The sequence below is a fragment of the Actinomadura sp. 6N118 genome (genome assembly GCF_044326415.1).
Taxonomy (GTDB): Bacteria; Actinomycetota; Actinomycetes; order Streptosporangiales; family Streptosporangiaceae; genus Spirillospora.
This window is the reverse complement of record NZ_JBIRAZ010000002.1, coordinates 292,819-313,038: the sequence shown is the minus strand read 5'-3', so window position 1 is coordinate 313,038 and position 20,220 is coordinate 292,819. Positions and strand designations below refer to the sequence as shown.

At 70.2% G+C, this 20,220-nt stretch carries 22 protein-coding genes; 15 read left to right on the top strand and 7 right to left on the bottom strand.

Translation table 11 applies throughout. The features are described from left to right. Positions 1 to 92 precede the first annotated feature (92 nt). From ACH34W_RS05235 to ACH34W_RS05215, 5 genes are read left to right on the top strand one after another with little or no spacing between them, the layout of a single operon-like run. Positions 93 to 911 (top strand): NUDIX hydrolase, encoded by an 819-nt coding sequence (locus tag ACH34W_RS05235; protein WP_395959547.1) that lies wholly within the window; start codon positions 93 to 95, stop codon positions 909 to 911. Beyond that, positions 908 to 1,993 (top strand): molecular chaperone DnaJ, encoded by a 1,086-nt coding sequence (locus tag ACH34W_RS05230; protein WP_395959546.1) that lies wholly within the window; start codon positions 908 to 910, stop codon positions 1,991 to 1,993. Before ACH34W_RS05235 ends, ACH34W_RS05230 begins: the two co-directional genes overlap by 4 nt. A gap of 32 nt (positions 1,994 to 2,025) precedes the next feature. Continuing rightward, positions 2,026 to 2,994 (top strand): hypothetical protein, encoded by a 969-nt coding sequence (locus ACH34W_RS05225; RefSeq protein WP_395959545.1) that lies wholly within the window; start codon positions 2,026 to 2,028, stop codon positions 2,992 to 2,994. A 6-nt stretch (positions 2,995 to 3,000) separates the two neighbouring features. Further along, positions 3,001 to 3,456, top strand: a complete 456-nt coding sequence (locus tag ACH34W_RS05220; protein WP_395959544.1) for an adenylosuccinate synthetase — start codon at positions 3,001 to 3,003, stop codon at positions 3,454 to 3,456. Then, complete coding sequence (locus tag ACH34W_RS05215; protein WP_395959543.1) at positions 3,416 to 4,324, top strand: adenylosuccinate synthetase; 909 nt, start codon at positions 3,416 to 3,418, stop codon at positions 4,322 to 4,324. Before ACH34W_RS05220 ends, ACH34W_RS05215 begins: the two co-directional genes overlap by 41 nt. Here ACH34W_RS05215 and ACH34W_RS05210 read toward each other — a convergent pair. Both ACH34W_RS05210 and ACH34W_RS05205 read right to left on the bottom strand, forming a co-directional pair. Continuing rightward, on the bottom strand, positions 4,279 to 5,460 hold the full coding sequence (locus ACH34W_RS05210; RefSeq protein WP_395959542.1) for a cytochrome P450: 1,182 nt from the start codon (positions 5,458 to 5,460) through the stop codon (positions 4,279 to 4,281). The two genes, ACH34W_RS05215 and ACH34W_RS05210, sit on opposite strands and share 46 nt — an antisense overlap. A gap of 35 nt (positions 5,461 to 5,495) precedes the next feature. Continuing rightward, positions 5,496 to 6,299, bottom strand: a complete 804-nt coding sequence (locus ACH34W_RS05205; protein WP_395959541.1) for an SAM-dependent methyltransferase — start codon at positions 6,297 to 6,299, stop codon at positions 5,496 to 5,498. A 186-nt stretch (positions 6,300 to 6,485) separates the two neighbouring features. Between ACH34W_RS05205 and ACH34W_RS05200 the strand changes: the two genes are divergently transcribed. Next, the gene (locus ACH34W_RS05200; protein ID WP_395959540.1) at positions 6,486 to 7,217 is read left to right on the top strand and encodes a 3-keto-5-aminohexanoate cleavage protein; all 732 of its coding nucleotides are present in this window, start codon (positions 6,486 to 6,488) and stop codon (positions 7,215 to 7,217) included. A 30-nt stretch (positions 7,218 to 7,247) separates the two neighbouring features. On the opposite strand, the gene ACH34W_RS05195 is transcribed toward ACH34W_RS05200, so the two are convergent. The 3 genes from ACH34W_RS05195 to ACH34W_RS05185 all read right to left on the bottom strand — a co-directional run bounded on the left by ACH34W_RS05195 (position 7,248) and on the right by ACH34W_RS05185 (position 10,327). After that, positions 7,248 to 8,096, bottom strand: coding sequence for a phytanoyl-CoA dioxygenase family protein (locus tag ACH34W_RS05195; RefSeq protein WP_395959539.1), 849 nt, complete (start codon positions 8,094 to 8,096; stop codon positions 7,248 to 7,250). A gap of 241 nt (positions 8,097 to 8,337) precedes the next feature. Continuing rightward, positions 8,338 to 9,390, bottom strand: a complete 1,053-nt coding sequence (locus ACH34W_RS05190) for a S1 family peptidase (protein WP_395959538.1) — start codon at positions 9,388 to 9,390, stop codon at positions 8,338 to 8,340. Between the two features lie 145 nt (positions 9,391 to 9,535). Continuing rightward, on the bottom strand, positions 9,536 to 10,327 hold the full coding sequence (locus tag ACH34W_RS05185) for an alpha/beta fold hydrolase (RefSeq protein ID WP_395959537.1): 792 nt from the start codon (positions 10,325 to 10,327) through the stop codon (positions 9,536 to 9,538). A 123-nt stretch (positions 10,328 to 10,450) separates the two neighbouring features. Between ACH34W_RS05185 and ACH34W_RS05180 the strand changes: the two genes are divergently transcribed. From ACH34W_RS05180 to ACH34W_RS05165, 4 genes are all read left to right on the top strand, one after another. Then, on the top strand, positions 10,451 to 10,645 hold the full coding sequence (locus ACH34W_RS05180) for a CsbD family protein (RefSeq protein WP_395959536.1): 195 nt from the start codon (positions 10,451 to 10,453) through the stop codon (positions 10,643 to 10,645). A 170-nt stretch (positions 10,646 to 10,815) separates the two neighbouring features. Next, complete coding sequence (locus ACH34W_RS05175; RefSeq protein ID WP_395959535.1) at positions 10,816 to 11,352, top strand: TetR family transcriptional regulator; 537 nt, start codon at positions 10,816 to 10,818, stop codon at positions 11,350 to 11,352. Next, positions 11,345 to 14,911, top strand: coding sequence for a DNA polymerase III subunit alpha (dnaE, locus tag ACH34W_RS05170; RefSeq protein ID WP_395959534.1), 3,567 nt, complete (start codon positions 11,345 to 11,347; stop codon positions 14,909 to 14,911). Before ACH34W_RS05175 ends, dnaE begins: the two co-directional genes overlap by 8 nt. 163 nt (positions 14,912 to 15,074) lie before the next feature. Then, a complete protein-coding gene (locus ACH34W_RS05165; protein WP_395959533.1) occupies positions 15,075 to 15,464 on the top strand; it encodes an STAS domain-containing protein in 390 nt (129 codons plus the stop codon). Positions 15,465 to 15,492: 28 nt separating this feature from the next. On the opposite strand, the gene ACH34W_RS05160 is transcribed toward ACH34W_RS05165, so the two are convergent. Both ACH34W_RS05160 and ACH34W_RS05155 read right to left on the bottom strand, forming a co-directional pair. Beyond that, positions 15,493 to 15,960, bottom strand: a complete 468-nt coding sequence (locus tag ACH34W_RS05160) for a hypothetical protein (protein ID WP_395959532.1) — start codon at positions 15,958 to 15,960, stop codon at positions 15,493 to 15,495. Beyond that, a complete protein-coding gene (locus ACH34W_RS05155) occupies positions 15,960 to 16,364 on the bottom strand; it encodes a hypothetical protein (RefSeq protein ID WP_395959531.1) in 405 nt (134 codons plus the stop codon). The genes ACH34W_RS05160 and ACH34W_RS05155 overlap by 1 nt, the downstream gene beginning before the upstream one ends. Before the next feature lie 114 nt (positions 16,365 to 16,478). On the opposite strand from ACH34W_RS05155, the gene ACH34W_RS05150 reads away from it, so the two are divergent. From ACH34W_RS05150 to ACH34W_RS05130, 5 genes are all read left to right on the top strand, one after another. Next, positions 16,479 to 17,243: an enoyl-CoA hydratase-related protein gene (locus ACH34W_RS05150; protein WP_395959530.1), complete on the top strand. Its 765-nt coding sequence runs from the start codon at positions 16,479 to 16,481 to the stop codon at positions 17,241 to 17,243. Positions 17,244 to 17,403: 160 nt separating this feature from the next. After that, positions 17,404 to 17,991 (top strand): sigma-70 family RNA polymerase sigma factor, encoded by a 588-nt coding sequence (locus tag ACH34W_RS05145; RefSeq protein ID WP_395959529.1) that lies wholly within the window; start codon positions 17,404 to 17,406, stop codon positions 17,989 to 17,991. Next, on the top strand, positions 17,988 to 18,689 hold the full coding sequence (locus ACH34W_RS05140) for an anti-sigma factor family protein (RefSeq protein ID WP_395959528.1): 702 nt from the start codon (positions 17,988 to 17,990) through the stop codon (positions 18,687 to 18,689). The genes ACH34W_RS05145 and ACH34W_RS05140 overlap by 4 nt, the downstream gene beginning before the upstream one ends. 188 nt (positions 18,690 to 18,877) lie before the next feature. Then, positions 18,878 to 19,564: a zf-HC2 domain-containing protein gene (locus tag ACH34W_RS05135; protein ID WP_395959527.1), complete on the top strand. Its 687-nt coding sequence runs from the start codon at positions 18,878 to 18,880 to the stop codon at positions 19,562 to 19,564. A gap of 117 nt (positions 19,565 to 19,681) precedes the next feature. Further along, positions 19,682 to 20,209, top strand: a complete 528-nt coding sequence (locus ACH34W_RS05130; RefSeq protein ID WP_395959526.1) for an Lrp/AsnC family transcriptional regulator — start codon at positions 19,682 to 19,684, stop codon at positions 20,207 to 20,209. Positions 20,210 to 20,220 lie beyond the last annotated feature (11 nt).

Below are 20,220 nucleotides of genomic sequence, written 5' to 3'. Positions count from 1 at the left end.
TTAAGGGGTGGACGGACGGCTCCGGTCCGGGTTATGTTCTTCTCAGAACGAGATTGACTCACCTTGAGATCTACTCACAAGGAGATCAACGCATGATCCCCGATCCGCGGCGCGACGAGCGGGAGTTCCTCGCGAACTACGACCCCCGGGACTACGACCCGGTCGCGGTGACCGTGGACGTCGTCGCGCTGACCATCCGCGACGGCGGCCTGAACGTCCTGCTGGTCCGGCGCGGCAACGCCCCGTACGCCGGGATGTGGGCGCTGCCCGGCGGTTTCGTCCGGGGCGTGCGCGACGCGGAGGATCTGCCCGACGCGGCGGTCCGGGAGCTGGCCGAGGAGACCGGGGTCAGCGCCAAGGGCGGCGTGCTCGGCCGCGTCCATCTGGAGCAACTGGGCACGTACGGCGCGCCCGGCCGGGACCCGCGCATGCGCATCATCTCGGTCGCCTACCTCGCGTTCGCACCCGAGCTCCCCGACCCGGAGGCGGGCAGCGACGCCGTCGACGCCGCCTGGGTGCCGATCGACGCGCTCGGCCTCACCGAGGCCGCGGACCAGCGCCCCGGGACCACGCGCAAGCTCGCCTTCGACCACGCGCGGATCCTGAGCGACGGGCTCGAACGCGCCCGCGCCAAGCTCGAATACACGCCGCTGGCCACGGCCTTCTGCGCAGGCGAGTTCACGATCCCCGAGCTGCGCGCGGTCTACGAGGCCGTCTGGGGCGAGGAACTGCACGCCGGCAACTTCCACCGGAAGGTCCTGTCCGTCCCCGGCTTCGTGGAGAGCACCGGGAGCACCTCGGACAAGGGCGGCCGGCGCGGCGGCCCCCGGCCCAAGCTCTACCGCGCGGGCGACGCCCGCCTCCTGCACCCCGCTCTGCTCCGGCCCAGCCGAGAGGAAGAGATCAGATGACAGTGTCTTCAGAGCAACCGCTCGAACTCGACGACGCCCTGGCCCGGCTCGACCGGGTGCGCACTCCGGCCGACCTGTTCGGCGCCGACGCCACCGAGGCGGCCCGGACCTACCGGCGGCTGGCCCGCCTGGTCCACCCGGACGCCACCGGCGGCCGCACCCGCGACGCGTTCACCAGGCTCAACGCGCTTTGGCGCACCTACAAGCTGAACGACGCCAACCTCAACGGCGCGGCCACCATGAGGACCCGCCGCCACTCCTACCGGCTCGGCGGTGTCAAGGCCGAGGGCGACCTCGCCAACCTCTACGCGGCCTCGTACGACGGTGCGCGCCCCGCGATCGTCAAGCTGCCGCGCGACCCGCGCGACAGCGACCTCGTCGAACGCGAGGCGGTGGCCCTGCGCCAGCTCCCCGAGGACGGCGACGAACGGTTCCGGGCCTACGTGCCGCGGCTCATCGAGACGTTCCGGCACCGCGACGCGGCGACCGGCGAGCAGCGGCAGGTCAACGCGATGGCCGCGCTCGACGGTTTCCACAGCCTCGCCGACGTTCGCGCCGCCCATCCCGGCGGGGTGGATCCGCGCGACGCGGCCTGGATGTGGCGGCGCCTGCTGGTGGCCCTCGGGTTCGCGCATCGCGCGGGTGTCCTGCACGGCGCGGTGTTGCCCGACCACGTGCTCATCCATCCGGAGAAGCACGGTCTGGTGCTGGTCGACTGGTGCTACTCGGTGCCCGGTTGCTACTCGTACGCCGACGCCACCGGCCGCGTTCCCGCCATGGTCGACCGCTATGCGGCCTGGTACCCGCCGGAGGTCCCGGCGCGGCAGCGGGCGAGCGCCGCCACCGACATCTTCATGGCCACCCGATGCATGACCGAGCTCATGGGCGGGGCAGACCAGGCGGGCACCGCACCCAAGCCGATGCGCCTGTTCGCCAAGGGCTGCCTGCTCACCTCGCAGAAGCGGCGCCCGGACGACGCCTGGAAGCTGCTGGACGAGTTCGACGAGCTGCTGGAACGCCTTTACGGGCCGCGCCGGTTCCGCCCGTTCCACATGCCCGACCCCACACCCACCGCTCTGTGATCTAACCGCCCTGTGATCTGAAGGAGGACACAATGGGAAGCGGAAACTGGTCCACCGACGTCTACGCTGCCGCGGCGAGCTACCGCTCGGCCACCGGTGCGAGCGCCTTCGCCTACAGCGACAGCGGCGCCACCACCGTCCATCCCGATCTCGACCCGCACGGCGTGACCGTACGGGAGAGCCGGGACTCGGACGACCATCCCGAATCGCTGGCCATCGCGGTGCTGTTCGACGTCACCGGCTCGATGGGCACCGTCCCGCGCACGCTGCAGTCCAAGCTGCCCGATCTGCTCGGCCTGCTGCTGCGCAAGGGCTATGTCGAGCACCCCCACATCCTGTTCGGCGCGGTCGGCGACGCGACCTGCGACCGCGCCCCGCTGCAGATCGGGCAGTTCGAGGCCGACAACCGCATGGACGACGACCTCGGCAAGATCTACCTCGAGGGCGGCGGCGGAGGGCAGATGACCGAGTCGTACGAGCTCGGCATGTACTTCATGGCCCGGCACACCTCGATCGACTGCTTCGAGAAGCGCGGCAAGCGCGGCTATCTCTTCATGATCGGCGACGAGCTGGCCTATTCGAAGGTCAGGCGGCGCGAGATCGCCAAGGTGATCGGCGGCGAGCCCGGCGAGGACATCCCGATCGAGGAGATGCTGCGCGAGCTGCAGCGCATGTACGAGGTGTACTTCATCATCCCCGAGGGTGCCTATCACTCCCGGAGCCGGAAGCTGAAGGACTTCTGGCAGGGCCTGCTCGGCCAGCACGTGCTCTACCTGGACGATCTGGACGCCGTCTGCGAGACCATCGCGCTCACGATCGGGCTTGCCGAGGACGCCATCGACCTCGACGAGGGGCTGGAGCACCTCGACGAGTTCGGCTCCGCCGCCGGCGCCTCGGTCTCGCGGGCACTCGCCCGGCTGGACGCGGACCGCTCCCCGACCGCGTCGTCCGCCGTCCCGGCCGATCTGCGCAGCGCCCCGTCGGCCACGACCCGGCTGTAGGTCTCCATGAGCCGGCATGTGATCGTGGCCGACCTGGGCTTCGGCGACGCGGGCAAGGGCACCGTCGTGGACTGGTTCTGCTCGCGGGGGCCTGAACCAGTGGACGCGGTGGTGCGGTTCAACGGGGGCGCGCAGGCGGCGCACAACGTCGTCGCCCCGGACGGGCGGCACCACACGTTCGCCCAGTTCGGGTCGGGGACGTTCACGCCGGGAGTGGCGACGCACCTGTCGCGGTTCATGCTGGTCGACCCGCTCGCACTCGCCGCCGAGGCCGATCATCTGCGGAAGCTGGGGATCCGCGATCCCCTGGCGCGGCTCACGGTCGACCGTGCCGCGCTGCTGACCACGCCGTACCACACCCCGGGCCGCCAATCGTGCACGCGAGGCGGCCCGGGGTGCGGAACGACACGGCTCCTGCGGCATGGGCATCGGCGAGACGGCCTCGTACGCGCTGACCCATGACGACGCGCCGCGGGCGGGCGACTGCCTCTCCCCCGCCCGCCTGCGGCAACGGCTCGCCGCGCTCCGCGACTGGTATCTGGACACGTTCCCGCGAGACGCGGGCGGGCAGGTGCCACCGGTCGATGAGTGCCTCGCGGTGTTCCTCGCGTTCGGTGAACGGGTCCGGATCGTTGGCAGCGAGCACCTCCCGGGGCTGCTGCGCACGGGGAACGTGGTCTTCGAAGGCGCGCAGGGCGTGCTGCTGGACGAGTGGCACGGATTCCACCCGTACACCACCTGGTCGACCACCACCTTCGCGAACGCGGAGACGTTGCTGGCCGAGGCGGGTGCCACCGCCACGCGCCTGGGCGTTCTGCGGACGTACGCGACGCGGCACGGCCCTGGACCGTTCGTCACCGAGGATCCGGCGCTCACCACGGACCTGCCGGACCGGCACAACGGACCAGGACGCTGGCAAGGCGCCTTCCGCGTCGGTCACCTCGACGCGATGACGCTGCGCTATGCGCTCGACGTGGTGGGTGGCGTCGACGAACTGGCGCTGACCCACCTCGATCTGCCTCGCAAGCGCGCCGACCTGCTGCTGTGCCGCGCGTACGAAATCGACGGGCGGCGTGTGGAGCGGTTGCCGACCGGCCCGGCGGGCGACCTCGAACGGCAGGCGGCGCTGACGCGGCGGCTGCTCGCGGCCCGGCCGGTCTACGAGCCGCTCGGCGACGCGGTGGCCAAGGTGGAGGAGATCTCGGGGGCGCCCGTCAGGTTGCGCTCGTACGGGCCTGCCACCACCGACAAGTCCTACGGCGACAAGACCTACAGCGACAAGTCCTACGACCAGGTGAGAGGGAGCGTGTCCAGACCGAGGAGCATGTAGGCGTGCTCGATCGCCTCGGCGTCGTCGGGGATCCGGTAGTCGGGGATCCGGCGATGCCACTCCTCCAGCGCGACCCGGATCTCCAGGCGGGCGAGATGGGCGCCGAGACAACGGTGCGGCCCGGCGCCGAAGGCCAGGTGCCGGTTGGGTGCGCGGTCGAGGATGACCCGTTCCGGCTCGGGGAAGACCGCCGGGTCCCGGTTGGCCATGGACAGCGGCAGCATCACCATCTCGCCCGCCTTGACCGGGCATCCCGCGGCGGTGACGTCGCGCGTCGCCTTGCGGGCCGGCTGAACGATCGAATACGCGCGGAGCAACTCCTCGATCGCCGAGGGCATGAGCGCGGGGTCGTCGCGCAACCTCGCACGGTCGCCGGGGTGCGTCGCCAGATGCCAGAACGTGTACGACAGCTGCGACGTCAACGTGTCCAGCCCGGCCATGAACATCAGCAGGCAGAACGCCAGCAGATCCTCATCGGAGATCGGCTCGCCGTCGATCCGCCACGTGACCGCCGCGCTCACCAGGTCGTCGCGGGGCTCGGCCCGCCGCTCCTCGATCAGCCCGGCGAACATCTCGGTCACCTTGCCCATCGCCTCCACCCGCGCGGGGTTGGCGGCGGGCGGGCCGTGCAGGATGGCGTGCTCCCACTCCAGGAACGTGTCGAGCCGGTCGACCGGCAGACCCATCAGCTCCAGGAAGATCACCGACGGGAACCTCAGGGCGAAGTCGGAGACGAAGTCGCACGAGCCCCGCCCGGCGATGTCGTCGATGAGGCCGGCGCAATGCTCGCGGATCCGGCCCTCCCTCGCCTTGGCCGTGGCCGGTGTGAAGTGCGGGCGGAGCAGGCGCCGCCAGAGCGTGTGCTCGGGCGGGTCAAGCATCTCGGGGATCCAGCGGTAGCGCGGCTCCGCGTCGAGCGCGTTCACCGAACGGTTGGAGAACCCCTCCGGGTCCTGGAGGGTCGCCAGGATGTCCGCGTGCCGCGTGACAACCCAGAAGCCGCGGCCGAACGTGGAGTGGAAGCCGGGGTGGTCGTCGCGCAGGCCGTCCAGCAGCGCGGCGGTGGTCCCGACCGGGCGGGCTCCCGCCACCGGGTTGAAGTCGAGTCGGGCGTGGGTCGTGTCCTGCTCGGTCACCCGCGTGCCTCCGATGTCACAGAATGTGCGGTGTCTCAGGGTTTGCGGCCGACGCCGCAGAAGTACCAGGTCGGAAGGTCCTGCCGGGGCTCGGCGCCCTCCTGGGGACGCCACTCGGTGAGCCGCACCAGGCCCGGTTCGAGCAGCTCGAAGCCGTCGAAGAAACGTTTGATGGCAGTGTGGGTGCGCAGCGTCATGCTGTTGCTGGCGCGCCGGTAGACGTCCGCGCCCGCCTGCGCGCTCCCGGCGTGGTCGGCGGCGGTGATGTGCGAGATCACAAGGTGGCTGCCCGGCGCCATCACCTCCCGCAGGCGCGCCACGATCTTCCAGGGGTCCTCGTCGTCGGGCACGCAGTGCAGGACGGAGACCAGCAGGATCGCCACCGGGCGGCCGAGATCGATCAGATCGGTCAGCTCGGCCGAGCCGAAGATCTCGTCCGGCCGCCGTGCGTCGGCCTGGACCACTCTGGTGCCCGCGGTGCCCTGGAGCAGCGCGCGGCCGTGGGCAAGCACGACCGGGTCGTTGTCGACATAGACGACGCGAGCGCCAGGGGCCACCCGCTGCGCGACCTCGTGCGTGTTCTCGAGCGTGGGGAGGCCTGCCCCGATGTCGATGAACTGGGTGATCCCGGCTGGACCCGCCAGGTAACGGACCGCCCGTTGGAGGAACGCACGATTCTCCTGGGCGAGGGCGGGCGTCTGCGGCGCGACCTTGAGCACCTGGTCGGCAAGGGCGCGGTCGGCGGCGTAGTTGTCCTTGCCGCCCAGGTAGTAGTCGTACATGCGGGCGACGTTCGGCACGTTCAGATCGATGCCGCCAGGCCCCTGGCAGCCGTCCATCCGCATCACTCCGACCGGGCACCGGGCCGTCCCTGCTGAGTCGCCCTGTTGACTTTTCACGAGATCTTACGGAATTCAGCCAAGTTGTCACTAGGGGCACCCTGAACGGACACCAAACCCCAGCCCGGCGGATCGAACAGCCCCAGGGCAACCGGCCTGGTCATCTCCATCTGGGAGGATCGGGCCATGCTTCAGGTGTGCCCGAACGGTCTCCTCGACCATTCCGTGCCGTTCTCCCCCGATGAACTGGCCGCCTCAGTACGGGACGCGGTCGTCGCGGGCGCGGAGGACATCCATCTGCATCCCAAGGGTCCGGACGGCGTGGACTCCCTCCAGCCCGACCATGTCGCCGCGGCGATCCAGGCCGTCCGTGCCGCCGCTCCCGGGATCCGCGTCGGCGTCACCACCGGCGCCTGGGCGTGCCCCGACCCGCGCCGGCGCGTGGATCTCGTCGAGTCCTGGAAGGTCCTCCCCGACCACGCCTCCGTCAACTGGCACGAGGAGGGCGCCGAGCTGGTCGCCGACGCGCTGCTGGACCACGGGGTGGCGATCGAGGCGGGCATCTTCTCCGGCACCGGCGCGGCCCAGCGCTTCCTGGCCTGGCCGTCCCGGCACCGTGTCCTGCGCGTGCTCGCCGAAGTGGTCGACACCGATCCGCGGACGGCGCCCGCGACGGCCGCCGCCCTGCTCGCCGAGCTGGCGCCGAACGAACGTCCGGTGCTGTTGCACGGCGAGCAGGGCGGCGCATGGCCGGTTCTGCGCCTGGCGGCCTCGCTGGGGCTGGACACGCGGATCGGCCTGGAGGACACCCTGCTGCTCCCGGACGGCTCCGCCGCACCCGACAATGCCGCGCTCGTCAGAGCCGCCCGGCGGATCCTCTCCGAGAACGACGGGCAGCCCCAACAGTCCGCCGGATAGCCCCAGCGGTCCGCCGGATACCCTCGGCGGTCACGTCAAGCCGGGTACTTCCAGCAGCTCGAGCCGTTCCAGAGCGGTCTGGCGCGAGGCCCTGCCGGGAGCACCCGCGGCCCACTCCCGCCAGACCGGCCACAGGTCCTGGTCGAAGTCCTCGCCGGAGTAGTCGTCGTCGGTGTCGATCAGGCCGCGGACGAGCTTCTTCCTGTCCTCGTCGACGATGCCCGGCCACTCCATGTACTCGATCGACCAGGCCAGTCGCTTCTCCCCGCCCTTGGAGCAGTGGTGGAGGTGCACGTCGAACGCGAGCACGTCACCGGGCTCGGTCTCCAGGACCGTGTCCGGCGTGGGAAGTCCCGGCTGGAAACCCTGGTTCATCGGGTCCCGGGACAGGTACCGCTCGACGCGGCGGGCGAACGCGGGGTCGTGCGAGCCGGGGAGGACGCGCAACGCGCCGGTCTCGGCCGTCCTCGGGTCGAGGTGGACGAGGAACTTCACCCCGCGGACGTCCGGCCCGACGTCGGTGTGCCATCCGGCGTTGGCCGTGAAGCAGATGGCCATGCCGGGCGCCGGGACCATCGGCGAGCCGGTCAGTTCGGTGGCTCCCTGGAAGAACCGCAGATCGTCGGCGATCAGGGACTGCGCGAAGGGCGCGCGGTCCACCGTCAGCGGCAGGTAGTCCCCGGAGATGCCGCCCTCGTCGCCGGGATCGGTGCCGAGCCCGCCGAAAGCGGCGGTCAGCTCGGTGGTCACCTCTCCCTTGAGGCGGGTGACCTCGCCGGCCGTGAGCAGGCCGCGGAGCACCACGAAGCCGAACGCCTCGAAGTGCGCGATCTCCGTGTGGCTGAAGATCTCACTGTGGCTGAAAACGTGACGGAACACGTGTCGTCTCCTTGGTCGTCGTCTCGTACGGGTCGTGGACACGTCGAGACGGCGGCGGAGCACGCGCGCGTCAGCGTCAAGTGAATCCGGTCTTCATGCCCCTTGCCTCTCAGCTCTCGGTTACTTCTCAGCGCTCAGTGTCGGGCACTGCGTGCGGGATCCCCGGCGCCGTCGATCCGGCGCCGGGGACCCCAGCAGTGTTCCGCAGTCCGTTGCGGGTGATCTATCCGTTTCGGGTGATCTAGTAGACGCTCACGCCGTAGGCACTGAGCGCTTCGGTCACGGGCTGGAAGAAGGTCGTGCCGCCGGTCGTGCAGTTGCCGCTGCCGCCGGAGGTCAGGCCGAGGGCGGCGCTGCCGGCGAACAGCGAGCCACCGCTGTCACCGGGCTGCGCGCAGACCGTGGTCCGGATCATGCCGGTCACGGTGCCCTCCGCGTAGCGGACGGTCTGGTTGAGGGCGGTCACACGGCCGCTGCGCACCTGCGTGGTGCTGCCGCTGCGGCGGACGGTCTCGTTGACGACCGCGTTGCGCGCCGAGGTGATGTCCTGAGTGCCGGAGTAGAGGTAGACGTCTCCACCCTTGGCGATCGAGGTGTTGGTGTAGCGGACGATGCCGTAGTCGTTGCCCGGGAAGCTGGTGCCGGTCCGGGTACCGAGCACGGTGCTCCCGCTGGAGTTGGCGTACCAGGTGGAGCCGATGTTGGTGCAGTGTCCGGCGGTCAGGAAGAACGTCGTGCCGGCGCTGTTGCGGACGTTGAAGCCGAGGGAGCAGCGGGAGCCGCCGGTGTAGATGGCCTGGCCACCGGAGATCCGGAGGCTGAACTTGCCGGCGACGTGCTCGAGCCGGACGGCGGATCCGTGCTTGGCGGCCGCGGCGCGTACCTTGGCGAGTTTCGCGCCGGTGACGGAGTCGTCGTACGAGAGCACGACCTGGTTCGATGTCGAGTCCACGGCCCACGCGGTGCCGGCCACCTTGACCGAACGGTCGATGGCGTCGGTGACCTTCTTGAGGGCCGCGCCGCTCCGGAGAACGGTCTTGGGCACGGCGCCGGCTGCCCGCACCTGCTGGGCGGCACTGGCGTCGGAGACGGTGACGACGAGCTTGCCGCCGTCGAGGTAGGAGCCTGCACTGCGGGAGCCGAGCTTCGTGGCCAGGGAGGTAGCCAGCGTGCTTGCGTCGGGAGCGGGGGCGGGGGACGGGGATGCCGCCTGTGCGGCGGGGACGGCGGTCAGCATGGCAGCGGCGGTGGCGGCGGCCAGGCTCACGACAGTGACGGGGCGGATGGGTCTCATCCTCACTGTGCCTCCAACGAGTCAAGGCAGGTCCGGGTGACGTGCCCTGAGTCATTGAGAATCGTGAAGAAAGCTCGCGTTGACGGCAAGGGGAGAATTTGCTCAATAGCCTGACTTCCTCTGGCAAACCTGCGCAAGACCCATGTCAGGGACGGATGGATCGATCCGTCGCGGCCGTCCCGAGCGCCCGTGGCCGGATGCGGCCACGCCGGCCGGGCTCGCCGGCCACGGCGGCCGAGTCGAGGACCACCCGGGCCAGTGCGTCGGTTGCGACGAGGGTCGTCACGTGCCCCCGGCGAGGCAGCAGGGTCAGGCGGCCGTCCCGGCATGCCCGCAGGAACTCCCTCTCGTGCCGGCGGAACGCGTCCCGCTCCCCGTTCACCAGCCAGACGGGTCCCTCGTACGAGGCCAGCGAGCGCAGCGGGCTCGACGCCGAAATCGCCTCGATCACCTGCGGCATGACCTCACTCGCCAGCCCGCCCGCGACCACCGCCTCTCCGACGGCCCCCGGCAGCACGCGGCGGAAGACACGCTCGCTCAGCCGGTCGGCACGTTCGGGATCGCGGGACGCCAGCCATCCGGCCGCCCGGTACGCGTCGCCGAGCAGCCCGCGCGGTCTCATCGTGCAGCCCATCGCGACCAGCCCGGCCACCCTTTCCGGATGGCGCCCGGCGGTGGCGATGCCCAGATAGCCACCCATCGACAGGCCCACGACCAGGGCCCGCCCACCCAGCGCGTCGATCGCCTCGGCCACGACATCCAGGGCGGACTCCATGGTGAACCGCTCGCCGCGCCTGCAGCCGTGACCGGGCATGTCCGGGGCCAGCACCGGATGGTGCTCGCCGACGATCTCCATGACGGGCCGCCACATCGTGCCGCTGATCCTGATCCCGTGCAGGAAGACGACGGGTAGTCCCTGGGAGAGCGCGTTGTCCATGGCATGACTTTCCACGCTGGAGCGGCTCCCGCCAAGGAGGCTCGACTCCGGCGAGCCGGGCGAATAGATCGCAGAAGAGCGGGCAGGTCGTCCTCGTACGAGGATCGTACGGAAGGAGGGATCATGGGATTCCTCGACAAGCTCAAGAACAAGATGCAGAAGGCCAAGGGCCGGAGCAAGGAACAGGCCGGCCGCGACACGCGTGACCCCAACCTGGAGGCCGAGGGCCGCAGGGACCGCATGGCCGGTGGCGCCAAGCAGGTCGGCGAGCAGGCCAAGGACGCGGCCAAGGAAGCGCGCGACACCTTCAAGCGGTGATCTGAGACCCGCCAGGCGGTGATCTGAGACCCGCTCAAAGGGCCCCTCGACGCCGAGGGGCCCTTTCTCAAGGCCTGCACTTTAACCACCCGGCTTAACCATACGGATTAACCCTATGGCTTATCCATGCGGTTTAACCAACTGGATGGTTTCACGCTAGGCTCGGCGGCATGAGTCAACGGGAGAGCCTGCTGGCGGCGGCCAAGCGCTGCCTGGCGGAACGGGGTTACGCGCGGACGAGCTCGCGCGACATCGCGGCCGCGGCGGGGGCCAACCACGCTGCGATCAACTACCACTACGGCTCCAAGGACGCGCTGCTCGTCGCCGCGCTCATGGAGACGGTCGAGGCCTGGGGCGACACAGTGATTCCCACGGGCGACACCTGGAAGCAGACCATGGAGTCGCTGCCTGCCAACCGCCCGATGCTGGTCGCCACGCTGGAGGCGCTGGCGCAGGCCGAGCACATCCCGGAGGTCCGCGCGCACATCGCCGCCGCGTTCGAACGCGCCCGGCCCGAGCTGGCGGCGACGCTCTACGGCATCGACGCCGAGGCCGACGAACGGACAGCGCGGGCGGTGGCGTCGATCCACATGGCCCTGATCGCGGGCTTGTCACAGCAGTGGCTGGTGGACCCGGAGCGGGCCCTCACCGCCGACGAGGTGAAGCACGGTCTGCGGGCACTCCTGGAGCGGCTCGGGGATGCCTGACTCCGCCCACCATTCCGCCCGCCATTCCGCTCATCGCTTCGCCCATCTCCACGTACACACCGAATACTCGCTGCTCGACGGCGCCGCTCGGCTCGGCGACCTGGTCCGGGCGGTCGGCGACCTCGGCATGAACGCGGTCGCGATGACCGACCACGGCAACCTGCACGGCCTGTACGACTTCTTCACGCAGGCCACCGCCGCCGGGATCACCCCGGTGCTCGGCATCGAGGCGTACGTCGCGCCTGAGCATCGTTCCGTCCAGAAGCCGGTCCGCTGGGGCAGCCCCGCGCAGAAACGCGACGACGTCTCCGGCGCGGGCGCGTACACGCACATGACGCTCTGGGCGTACAACGCGACCGGCCTGCACAATCTCTTCCGCCTGCAGTCGCGCGCCGCGCTGGAGGGGCACTTCCGCAAGCCTCGCATGGACCGCGAACTGCTCGCCGAGCACGCCGACGGCCTGATGGCGACCACAGGCTGCCCCTCCGGCGAGGTCGCCACCCGCATCCGGCTGGGCCAGCAGGACGAGGCGCTCAAAGCAGCGGGCGAGCTCCAGGAGATCTTCGGCAGGGACGGCCTCTTCGTCGAACTGATGGACCACGGCATCGAGATCGACCGCCGGGCGCGCGCGGGCCTGGAGGAGATCGCCGGCAGGCTGAACGCGCCGTACGTCGTCACCAACGACTCGCACTACACCTACGAACGTGAAGCCACGGCGCATTCGGCGCTGCTGTGCGTCCAGACCGGATCCAGGCTGGAGGCCCCAGCGTTCCAGTTCGAGGGCTCCGGCTACTTCATCAAGTCGCCCGAGCAGATGTACGCGATCGACTCCTCGGACGCCTGGCAGTCGGGGTGCCGCAACACCGCGCTCATCGCCGAACGCGTCGACACGACCGGCATGTTCGAGAAGAAGGACCTGCTGCCGCGTTTCCCCGTGCCCGCAGGTCACACCGAGGAGAGCTGGTTCCGCGAGGAGGTGTGGCGCGGGCTCGCGCGCCGCTTCCCCGGAGGCCGTTTTCCCGGAGGCCAGGAGGACGCCTATCGCGAACGTGCCGAGTACGAGATGGACGTGATCGCCCGCATGGGCTTCCCCTCGTACTTCCTCGTCGTCGCCGACTTCATCATGTGGGCCAAGGGGCGGGGCATCGCGGTCGGGCCCGGCCGGGGCTCGGCGGCCGGATCGCTCGTCGCGTACGCGATGGGCATCACCGACCTCGATCCGCTCCTGCACGGCCTGATCTTCGAGCGGTTCCTCAATCCCGAGCGCGTCTCGATGCCCGACATCGACGTGGACTTCGACGAGCGGCGGCGCGGCGAGGTGATCCGGTACGTGACGGACCGCTGGGGCGCCGACCGGGTCGCGCAGATCGTCACGTTCGGTGTGATCAAGGCCAAGGCCGCCGTGAAGGACGCCTGCCGCATCCTCGGCCACCCGTACGCCCTGGGCGACCGCATCACCAAGGCGATGCCCGCGGACGCCGGCGGCAAGGGCATCCCGCTCTCCGGCATCACCGATGCCGCGCACCCGAGGCACGCCGAGGCGGCGGAGGTCCGGGCTCTGTACGAGAACGAGCCGGATGTGCGCACGGTCGTCGACACGGCGCGCGGCATCGAGGGGCTGATCCGCCAGACCGGGGTGCACGCCGCCGGCGTCATCATGGCGGCCGAGCCGCTCACCGAGCACATCCCCGTCTTCATGCGGCCGCAGGACGGCGCCGTCATCACGCAGTTCGACTACCCGACCTGCGAGACGCTCGGGCTCCTCAAGATGGACTTCCTCGGGCTGCGCAACCTCACGATCATGGACGACGCGGTCAAGGCGATCGGCACGGGCATCGACCTGCTGTCCGTGCCGCTGGACGACCGGCTGACGTACGAGCTGTTCGCACGCGGCGACACGTTGAGCGTCTTCCAGTTCGACGGCGCCGCCATGCGGTCGCTGATGCGGCTGATGAAGCCCGACGAGTTCGCCGACATCACCGCGGTCACCGCGCTCTACCGGCCGGGCCCGATGGGCATGAACTCCCACGTCAACTACGCCCTGCGCAAGAACGGGCAGCAGGAGATCACGCCGATCCACCCCGAGGTCGAGGAGCCCCTGCGCGACATCCTCGGCGAGACGTACGGCCTGGTGGTGTACCAGGAGCAGGTGCAGCTGGCCGCGCAGAAGCTCGCCGGTTACTCCCTCGGCCAAGCGGACCTGCTGCGGCGCGCTATGGGCAAGAAGAAGAAAGAGATCCTCGACAAGGAGTTCGGGCCGTTCCGGGAGGGTTGCCGCGAGAGGGGCTATTCCGACGAGGCGGTCCAGGCGGTGTGGGACGTGCTCGTCCCGTTCGCCGGCTACGCGTTCAACAAGGCCCACGCCGCCGCGTACGCCCTGGTCTCGTACTGGACCGCCTACCTCAAGGCCAATCACCCGGCCGAGTACATGGCGGCGGTGCTGACCAGCGTCCGCGACGACAAGGACAAGATGGCGCTCTACCTGGGCGAGTGCCGCCGGATGAACCTGCAGGTCCTGCCGCCGGACGTGAACGAGTCGGCGGCCGGCTTCGCGGCGCGCGGCGACGGGCGGATCCGGTTCGGGCTGGCGGCGGTGCGCAACGTCGGCGCGAACGTCGTCGAGTCGATCACGGCGACCCGCACGGCCAAGGGCCGCTACCGGTCGTTCCCCGACTTCCTCGACAAGTCCGAGGCCGTGGTCTGCAACAAGCGCACCATCGAGTCGCTGATCAAGGCGGGCGCGTTCGACTCGCTCGGGCACACCCGCAAGGGCCTCGCCGAACGGCACGAGCAGGCCGTGGACGCCGTGATCGGCCTCAAGCGCAGCCAGGCGTACGGCCAGAACGACCTCTTCGGCCTCGGCTCGGCGGACGTCGAGGGCGACCACGCCTTCGGGCTGGGGGTGGAGTTCTCGGCAGAGGAGTGGGACAAGCCGTACCGGCTCGCGCAGGAACGCGACATGCTCGGCCTGTACGTCTCGGACCATCCGCTGCTGGGGCTGGAGGGCTTCCTGCGCTCCCGCACGGATCATCCCGTCGCGGCGCTCACCGGCGACGACCGGCTCGGTGACGGGACGATCGTCACCATCGGCGGCATCATCTCCGGGATCCAGCGGAAGATGACCAAACAGGGCAAGCCGTGGGCGATCGCGACCGTCGAGGACCTCGCCGGGTCGATCGATTGCCTGTTCTTCCCGTCGGCCTACCTGCTCGCCGGAGCGGCCCTCGCGCCGGACCGGATCGTGCTGGTGAAGGGCCGTCTCGACAAGCGGGAGGACGTGCCCCGCCTCGTCGCCATGGAGCTGGAAGTGCCGGAACCGCCTGACGCCGCGGCCGCCGCGGCGCTCACCCTCACGCTCGCCGAATCGAGGGTCAACCTGCCGCTCGTCCGGCGCCTGAAGGAGATCCTGCTGGCGCACGGCGGCTCTGCCGAGGTGCGCATCCGGCTCACCATGCCGGCGAAGTCGGTGCTGATGAGCATCGACGACCGCTACCGCGTCACGCCGAGCGCGGCACTGACGAGCGAGCTCAAGGAGGCCTTCGGCGCCGACGTGGTGTGAGCCGCTCGAAACGATCTATGCCGTCCCGCAACAATCTACGACGCCCCCCTTGGCAACCAAGCGTACGCACGCGATGCTTCTGTGTTATGCCATCCCACAGCCCCCGCCCAACCACCCTTTCAACGGACAAGCTCCGCTTGACGCACTAAGATGCGAGGCCGCCATGAGGGACACCGCCGTCGACGTGGTCGTCGTGGAGGGGGAACGGCACACCACCGTGCTGCTCTCCGGCGAGATGGACCGCATGTCCGCTCCCGCGGTGCGCTGCCGCCTGCTCGACCTCGCCGGCGCCGCGAGCCGCCCGCTGGTGCTCGACCTTGCGGGGGTGTCGTTCTTCGACGCCGAGGGCATGCGCGTCGTCTCGGCCGCGGCCCGTCGCTGCGACGAGCTCGGGGTGGGGCTCGCCACCGTCGGCGTGCGCCCGTTCGCAGCCAAGATGTTCCACATCCTGCGGTTGCACGAGCGCATCCCGCTCTGCTCCTCAACCGAGGAGGCGCTGTGGTGTGTGCTGCCGCCCACCGACGCCGAGCTGGCGGAGTGGCTGAACGGCTGACTCGCTGAACGGCTGACTGGCTGAACGACTAGGCGACCTTGGTGTAGACCATGTCGAAGTCGCGCTCCCACTCGATGCCGTCGGCCGACCTTTCCCAGGTGGCCTCGATGGCGGCACCGCCCGGGACGACGGTGCCGGTGAAGCGCTGGTGGAAGCCCGGGGCGTCGCGCCACAACCGCCAGACCCCGCCGTCGAAGGACATCCGGTAGATCCTGAACATCCCCCGCGCGTCGGCGAAGAACTGGCAGAACTCCCCGCTCGCGTCGTCCAGCCCGATGATCGTCGTGGTGGGCAGCGGCGAGTCGGCCACCCACTCGGGCGACGCCCCGTCGGCAAGCTCCCCGTCCGCGTGCTGGACGAGGAACCTCCCCTCCAGCCACTCGAACGTCGTCCAGGCACGCCGGTAGATCTGCACGGGGAGATCGACGGTGATCTCCCACTCCCCCACGAGCACGTCCAGCCGCCGGAGCAGGCGGTCGGGCGCCGGCTGCCCCATCAGGTGTCGGCCTCCTGGTCCGGCTGCATCACCTCACGCACCACGATCTCTTCCAGCCGGCGCTCGACGATCGCGCCCACCGGCCAGTCACGGACCAGGATGCGCAGCTCGGCGGCCTCGTGCTCGGCATAGGAGGAGTCATACCCCTGCTGCTCCAGGCTGGAACGGATCGCCAGGACGTAGTCGTCGTCGGAGAAGCCGGGAATCTCCCGGATCATGGCGGTCGTCGTGGCGCGGTGCGAGTTGAGGCCGGCGAACGCGCGGCCGCAGCCGCAGCCCCCGTCCGGGTCGGCCTGGTCGCGGGCGCAGATGACACCGATGTGCACCAGCTCGCCCTCGACGCACCAGTCGAAGTCGTTGTGACGGTATCCCTGGGTGGCGTTCGTGGCGGTGAGGAGTTTCAAGGCCCGGCCCCCTTCGTGTCGCGCCCACCGTACGACGCGGGTCCGACATCTCACACCGGATCGTGAAATCCCCTGCTCGTGCGGGGTGGATCGTTCTGACGTAGCGTCACGTTCATGAGCGATGTTCTGGTCCAGCGCGACGGCGCCGTCACGACGATCACCATGAACCGGCCACAACGCCGCAACGCCCTGTCCAGGGAGTTCCTGCTGGCGCTCACCGAGGCGTTCCACGAGGCAGGGCGCACCGACGCCCTCGGGATCGTGCTGGCCGCGAACGGGCCGGTGTTCTCCGCCGGTCACGACTTCGCCGACATGGCCGGTGCGTCGCACGCCGACGCGCGCAGCCTCCTGCAGACCTGCGCCGAGCTCATGCGCACGATCCAGGCCGTGCCCCAGGTGGTGGTCGCCCAGGTGCACGCGCTCGCCACGGCGGCGGGCTGTCAGCTGGCGGTGACCTGCGATCTGGTGGTGGCAAGCGAGGAGGCGGGCTTCGCGGCGCCCGGCGGCAAGGGCGGCTGGTTCTGCCACACGCCGATGGTCGCGATCTCGCACAACATCGGCCGCAAGCGCGCGATGGAGATGGCCCTGACAGGCGACGTGGTCGACGCGCGAACGGCGTACGAGTGGGGCCTGGTCAACCGCGTGGTGCCGGCGGCCGAGCTGGAGAAGGCCACCCGCGACTTGCTGGAACGCGCCACCCAGGGCAGCCCGCGCAGCAAGGCGCTCGGCAAGCAGGCCATGTACGCCCAGCTGGATCGCACGGAGGCGGACGCCTACACCTACGCGATCGAGGTGATGGCCGCCTCCAGCCAGACCCCGGAGGCGCAGGAGGGCATGAGCGCCTTCCTGGAAAAGCGCCGTCCCGAGTGGCCCGCCTGACCCGCTATATGTCCTCTGACCCGCACCGATAGCAAGTCTGAAGGGAGCCTTAAGAAAGATTCAAGAAGGGTTGAACCGTCAATGGACGCCTCGTCGTACCGACTGCTGACCGCCCCGATCTTCAAGGGCCATCCCCCCAGACCCCCGGAGACGCTCGGCCATGGCAGCATCCAAAACTGCGGGTCGCGCGGCCGGTGGATTGCGGAACATCCTCCGCTTCCCCCGGCCGGCGCCGGCCCCCGACGACGAGCTGATCGTCAAAGAGCTGTACCGCGAATACCACCAACCGTTGCTGAAGTTCGTCATGCGGCTGACCGCTGGAGACCGGCAGTGGGCCGAGGACGTCGTCCAGGAGACGTTCATTCGGGCGTGGAAGAGCGCGGACCGGCTCGACTCGACGGCGGGCTCGCTGATGCCGTGGCTGGCCACGGTCGCCCGGCGCATCGTCATCGACAACAGGCGTGCCCGTTCGATCCGGCCTCCCGAGGTGGACGACGAGATGGCGCTGGAGAACCTGGCCGTGGCCGACGAGATGGACGGCATGCTGCGCAAGGTGGTGGTGGCTGAGGCGCTGAACGCGCTGACGCCCGCTCACCGGGAGGCACTCACCGAGACGGTGCTCCGGGATCGGACGGTCAACCAGGCGGCCGAGGTGCTCGGCATCCCGGTGGGGACGGTCAAGTCCCGCGTGTACTACGCGCTCCGCGCCCTCCGCGTGGCGCTTGAGGAGAGGGGGGTTACGGCGTGATCTCGCAGGTGGAGCACAGCGATGTGGGCGCCTACGCCCTGGGCCTGCTGGAAGAGGACGACCGCCGCGCGTTCGAGGAACATCTCGCCGGCTGCGAGCAGTGCCGGAGGGAGCTCGCGGAGTTCGGCGGCATGGGCGAGCTGCTGACCGGTCTGGAGGACTACAAGGACGCGGCCACGGCGCTCGACGAGCCGCCGGGCGAGGTGATCGACCTGCTGCGCCGCCGCAGGCGGACCGACCGGCGTGGCACGTACGTCATCGGTGCGGCGGCGGCCGCCGCGTTGATCGCGACCGGAGCCACCGTGGGCGCGGTGCTGACCGGACCGGAGACGGGCGACGGGCACGACCGGCACAGCCCCGCGCAGGCGCTGGTCGTCGCGGGTGAACGGCATGCGGCGACGGACGCCAGGACGGGTGCCCGCGGCCTGGTCGGGCTGGAGGGGAAGGGCTGGGGAACGCACGTCGGCCTGGAGCTGAAGGGCGTCAAGGGGCCTCTGCGCTGCCACCTGGAGGCGGTGTCCCGCACCGGCGCACGGTCGGTCGTCACCGGCTGGCAGGTCCCCGTCAAGGGCTACGGCGTGCCCGGCAGCCCCAACCCGCTGGTCACGCATGGCGGGACGGCGATCCAGCGCAAGGACCTCGACCGGTTCGAGGTGAAGGTGGAGGGCGGCGGAACCCTTCTCACGATCCCCGTCTGAGCCCCGGCGAAGACGAAGACCGCCCGGTCCGACGGACCGGGCGGTTTGCTGCGTCGAACGCCGGGCTGATCGGTCTTTCCAGCCCTTCCACCTCCCGTAATAGGGCTTCGTTATCGAGCAGATCGGTTGAACCAATCGATCGCCACCGGTCGTACGACCTGCCGAGGGGACTAACTGGGAGGACCGCGTTGCCCGAGCACACCGATGTCGCCGCCTACTCGCTGGGGGTCCTCAGCGAGGACGCTCGGAGCGCCTTCGAAGCACACCTACCGGGCTGCCCGCGCTGCTCGATCGATCTCGCCCGGCTCACGGGCGCGGCCGGGTGGCTGCTCGAGCACGCGGAGGCGACGACCGGCGAGGAGCCTGACCCCGTCCCGGCGGAACGCGCGGACGTCGTCGGACTTCTCCACCGGCGCGGCGCCGATCTGCGGGCCCGGCGGCACAGGCACGGGAGGCTGGCCGCCGTCGCCAGCGCGCTGCTGTTCGCGGTCGGCGGCGCGCTCGGGACGGCCGCGGCGGGACCGGACGGCGAGACCCCCGGCGACCTGGCCGGATGGGGCCAGACGCGGTCCGCATCCGACGGCCGGACCGGCGCGGCGGCGATGGTCGCCCTGTCGGGGAAGGGCTGGGGGACGCACGTGGCGGCGGAGCTCGGGAACCTCCGTGGCCCGGCGACCTGCCAGCTGATCGCGGTGGGGAGGGACGGCACCGAGTCGGTGGTGGCCGGGTGGAGCGTGCCCGCGAGCGGGTATGGCCCGCTCGGTTCGCACCGTCATCTGCAGGTGCGCGGCGGCACCGCGCTCACGCGGGCCGATATCGCGTATCTCGTGGTCAGGTCGAGCGGAGGCGACGAGCTCGTCCGCATCCCGGCCTGAAACCGGGCCTGCCGTCGTCGAAACCGGGCCTGCCATTCGGTCGTTATGGACGTTACACTTCCGCCAGGAACAGCTTTTGCTGTAATCGGTGTTCCTTCGGCGGAGGTGCGGTGCCCGGTGAACCTGGACGAGCTGGACAAGCGCATCGTCACCGTGCTCGAACGGAACGCGCGGGCGACCTACGCCACCATCGGCGACGAGGTGGGACTGTCCGCACCGGCGATCAAACGCCGGATCGACCGGCTGGTGGCGGGCGGCACCATCCGGGGCTTCACCGCCCGGGTCGACCCGGCCCTGTTCGGCACGGCCACCGAGGCCTACGTCGAGCTCCACTGTGACAGGTACATGTCCTCCGCCGCTCTGACGGCCATCGCCGCGAGGTACCCGGAAGTGGTCTCGGCGTGCACGGTCGCGGGTGACGCGGGCGCGCTGCTGCATGTGCGCGCCAGCGACATCGAGCACTTCGAACGTGTCCTGGAACGGATCGGCGCCGAGGACTCCGTGGTCCGCACCAGAAGCGTCATCGTCCTGTCGCGAGTGGTCGACCGGGTCCAGCCGGTGACCGAGCGGCCGCGCGCCGAACACGCAACGGATCGCCGCGACGCGCAACAGCGCACCGTTGGCACCCGCCGGCGGGCTTTCTAGGCTCGTCCCAA

What these genes read in the sequence shown, in the direction of transcription:
- ACH34W_RS05165 (WP_395959533.1), top strand. Translation starts at nt 15,075, where the DNA reads ATGAGGGACACCGCCGTCGACGTGGTCGTCGTGGAGGGGGAACGGCAC.
- ACH34W_RS05175 (WP_395959535.1), top strand. Translation starts at nt 10,816, where the DNA reads ATGAGTCAACGGGAGAGCCTGCTGGCGGCGGCCAAGCGCTGCCTGGCG.
- ACH34W_RS05230 (WP_395959546.1), top strand. Translation starts at nt 908, where the DNA reads ATGACAGTGTCTTCAGAGCAACCGCTCGAACTCGACGACGCCCTGGCC.
- ACH34W_RS05150 (WP_395959530.1), top strand. Translation starts at nt 16,479, where the DNA reads ATGAGCGATGTTCTGGTCCAGCGCGACGGCGCCGTCACGACGATCACC.
- ACH34W_RS05225 (WP_395959545.1), top strand. Translation starts at nt 2,026, where the DNA reads ATGGGAAGCGGAAACTGGTCCACCGACGTCTACGCTGCCGCGGCGAGC.
- ACH34W_RS05160 (WP_395959532.1), bottom strand. Translation starts at nt 15,960, where the DNA reads ATGGGGCAGCCGGCGCCCGACCGCCTGCTCCGGCGGCTGGACGTGCTC.
- ACH34W_RS05190 (WP_395959538.1), bottom strand. Translation starts at nt 9,390, where the DNA reads ATGAGACCCATCCGCCCCGTCACTGTCGTGAGCCTGGCCGCCGCCACC.
- ACH34W_RS05235 (WP_395959547.1), top strand. Translation starts at nt 93, where the DNA reads ATGATCCCCGATCCGCGGCGCGACGAGCGGGAGTTCCTCGCGAACTAC.
- ACH34W_RS05215 (WP_395959543.1), top strand. Translation starts at nt 3,416, where the DNA reads ATGGGCATCGGCGAGACGGCCTCGTACGCGCTGACCCATGACGACGCG.
- ACH34W_RS05205 (WP_395959541.1), bottom strand. Translation starts at nt 6,299, where the DNA reads ATGGACGGCTGCCAGGGGCCTGGCGGCATCGATCTGAACGTGCCGAAC.
- ACH34W_RS05185 (WP_395959537.1), bottom strand. Translation starts at nt 10,327, where the DNA reads ATGGACAACGCGCTCTCCCAGGGACTACCCGTCGTCTTCCTGCACGGG.
- ACH34W_RS05145 (WP_395959529.1), top strand. Translation starts at nt 17,404, where the DNA reads ATGGCAGCATCCAAAACTGCGGGTCGCGCGGCCGGTGGATTGCGGAAC.
- ACH34W_RS05180 (WP_395959536.1), top strand. Translation starts at nt 10,451, where the DNA reads ATGGGATTCCTCGACAAGCTCAAGAACAAGATGCAGAAGGCCAAGGGC.
- ACH34W_RS05200 (WP_395959540.1), top strand. Translation starts at nt 6,486, where the DNA reads ATGCTTCAGGTGTGCCCGAACGGTCTCCTCGACCATTCCGTGCCGTTC.
- ACH34W_RS05220 (WP_395959544.1), top strand. Translation starts at nt 3,001, where the DNA reads ATGAGCCGGCATGTGATCGTGGCCGACCTGGGCTTCGGCGACGCGGGC.
- dnaE (WP_395959534.1), top strand. Translation starts at nt 11,345, where the DNA reads ATGCCTGACTCCGCCCACCATTCCGCCCGCCATTCCGCTCATCGCTTC.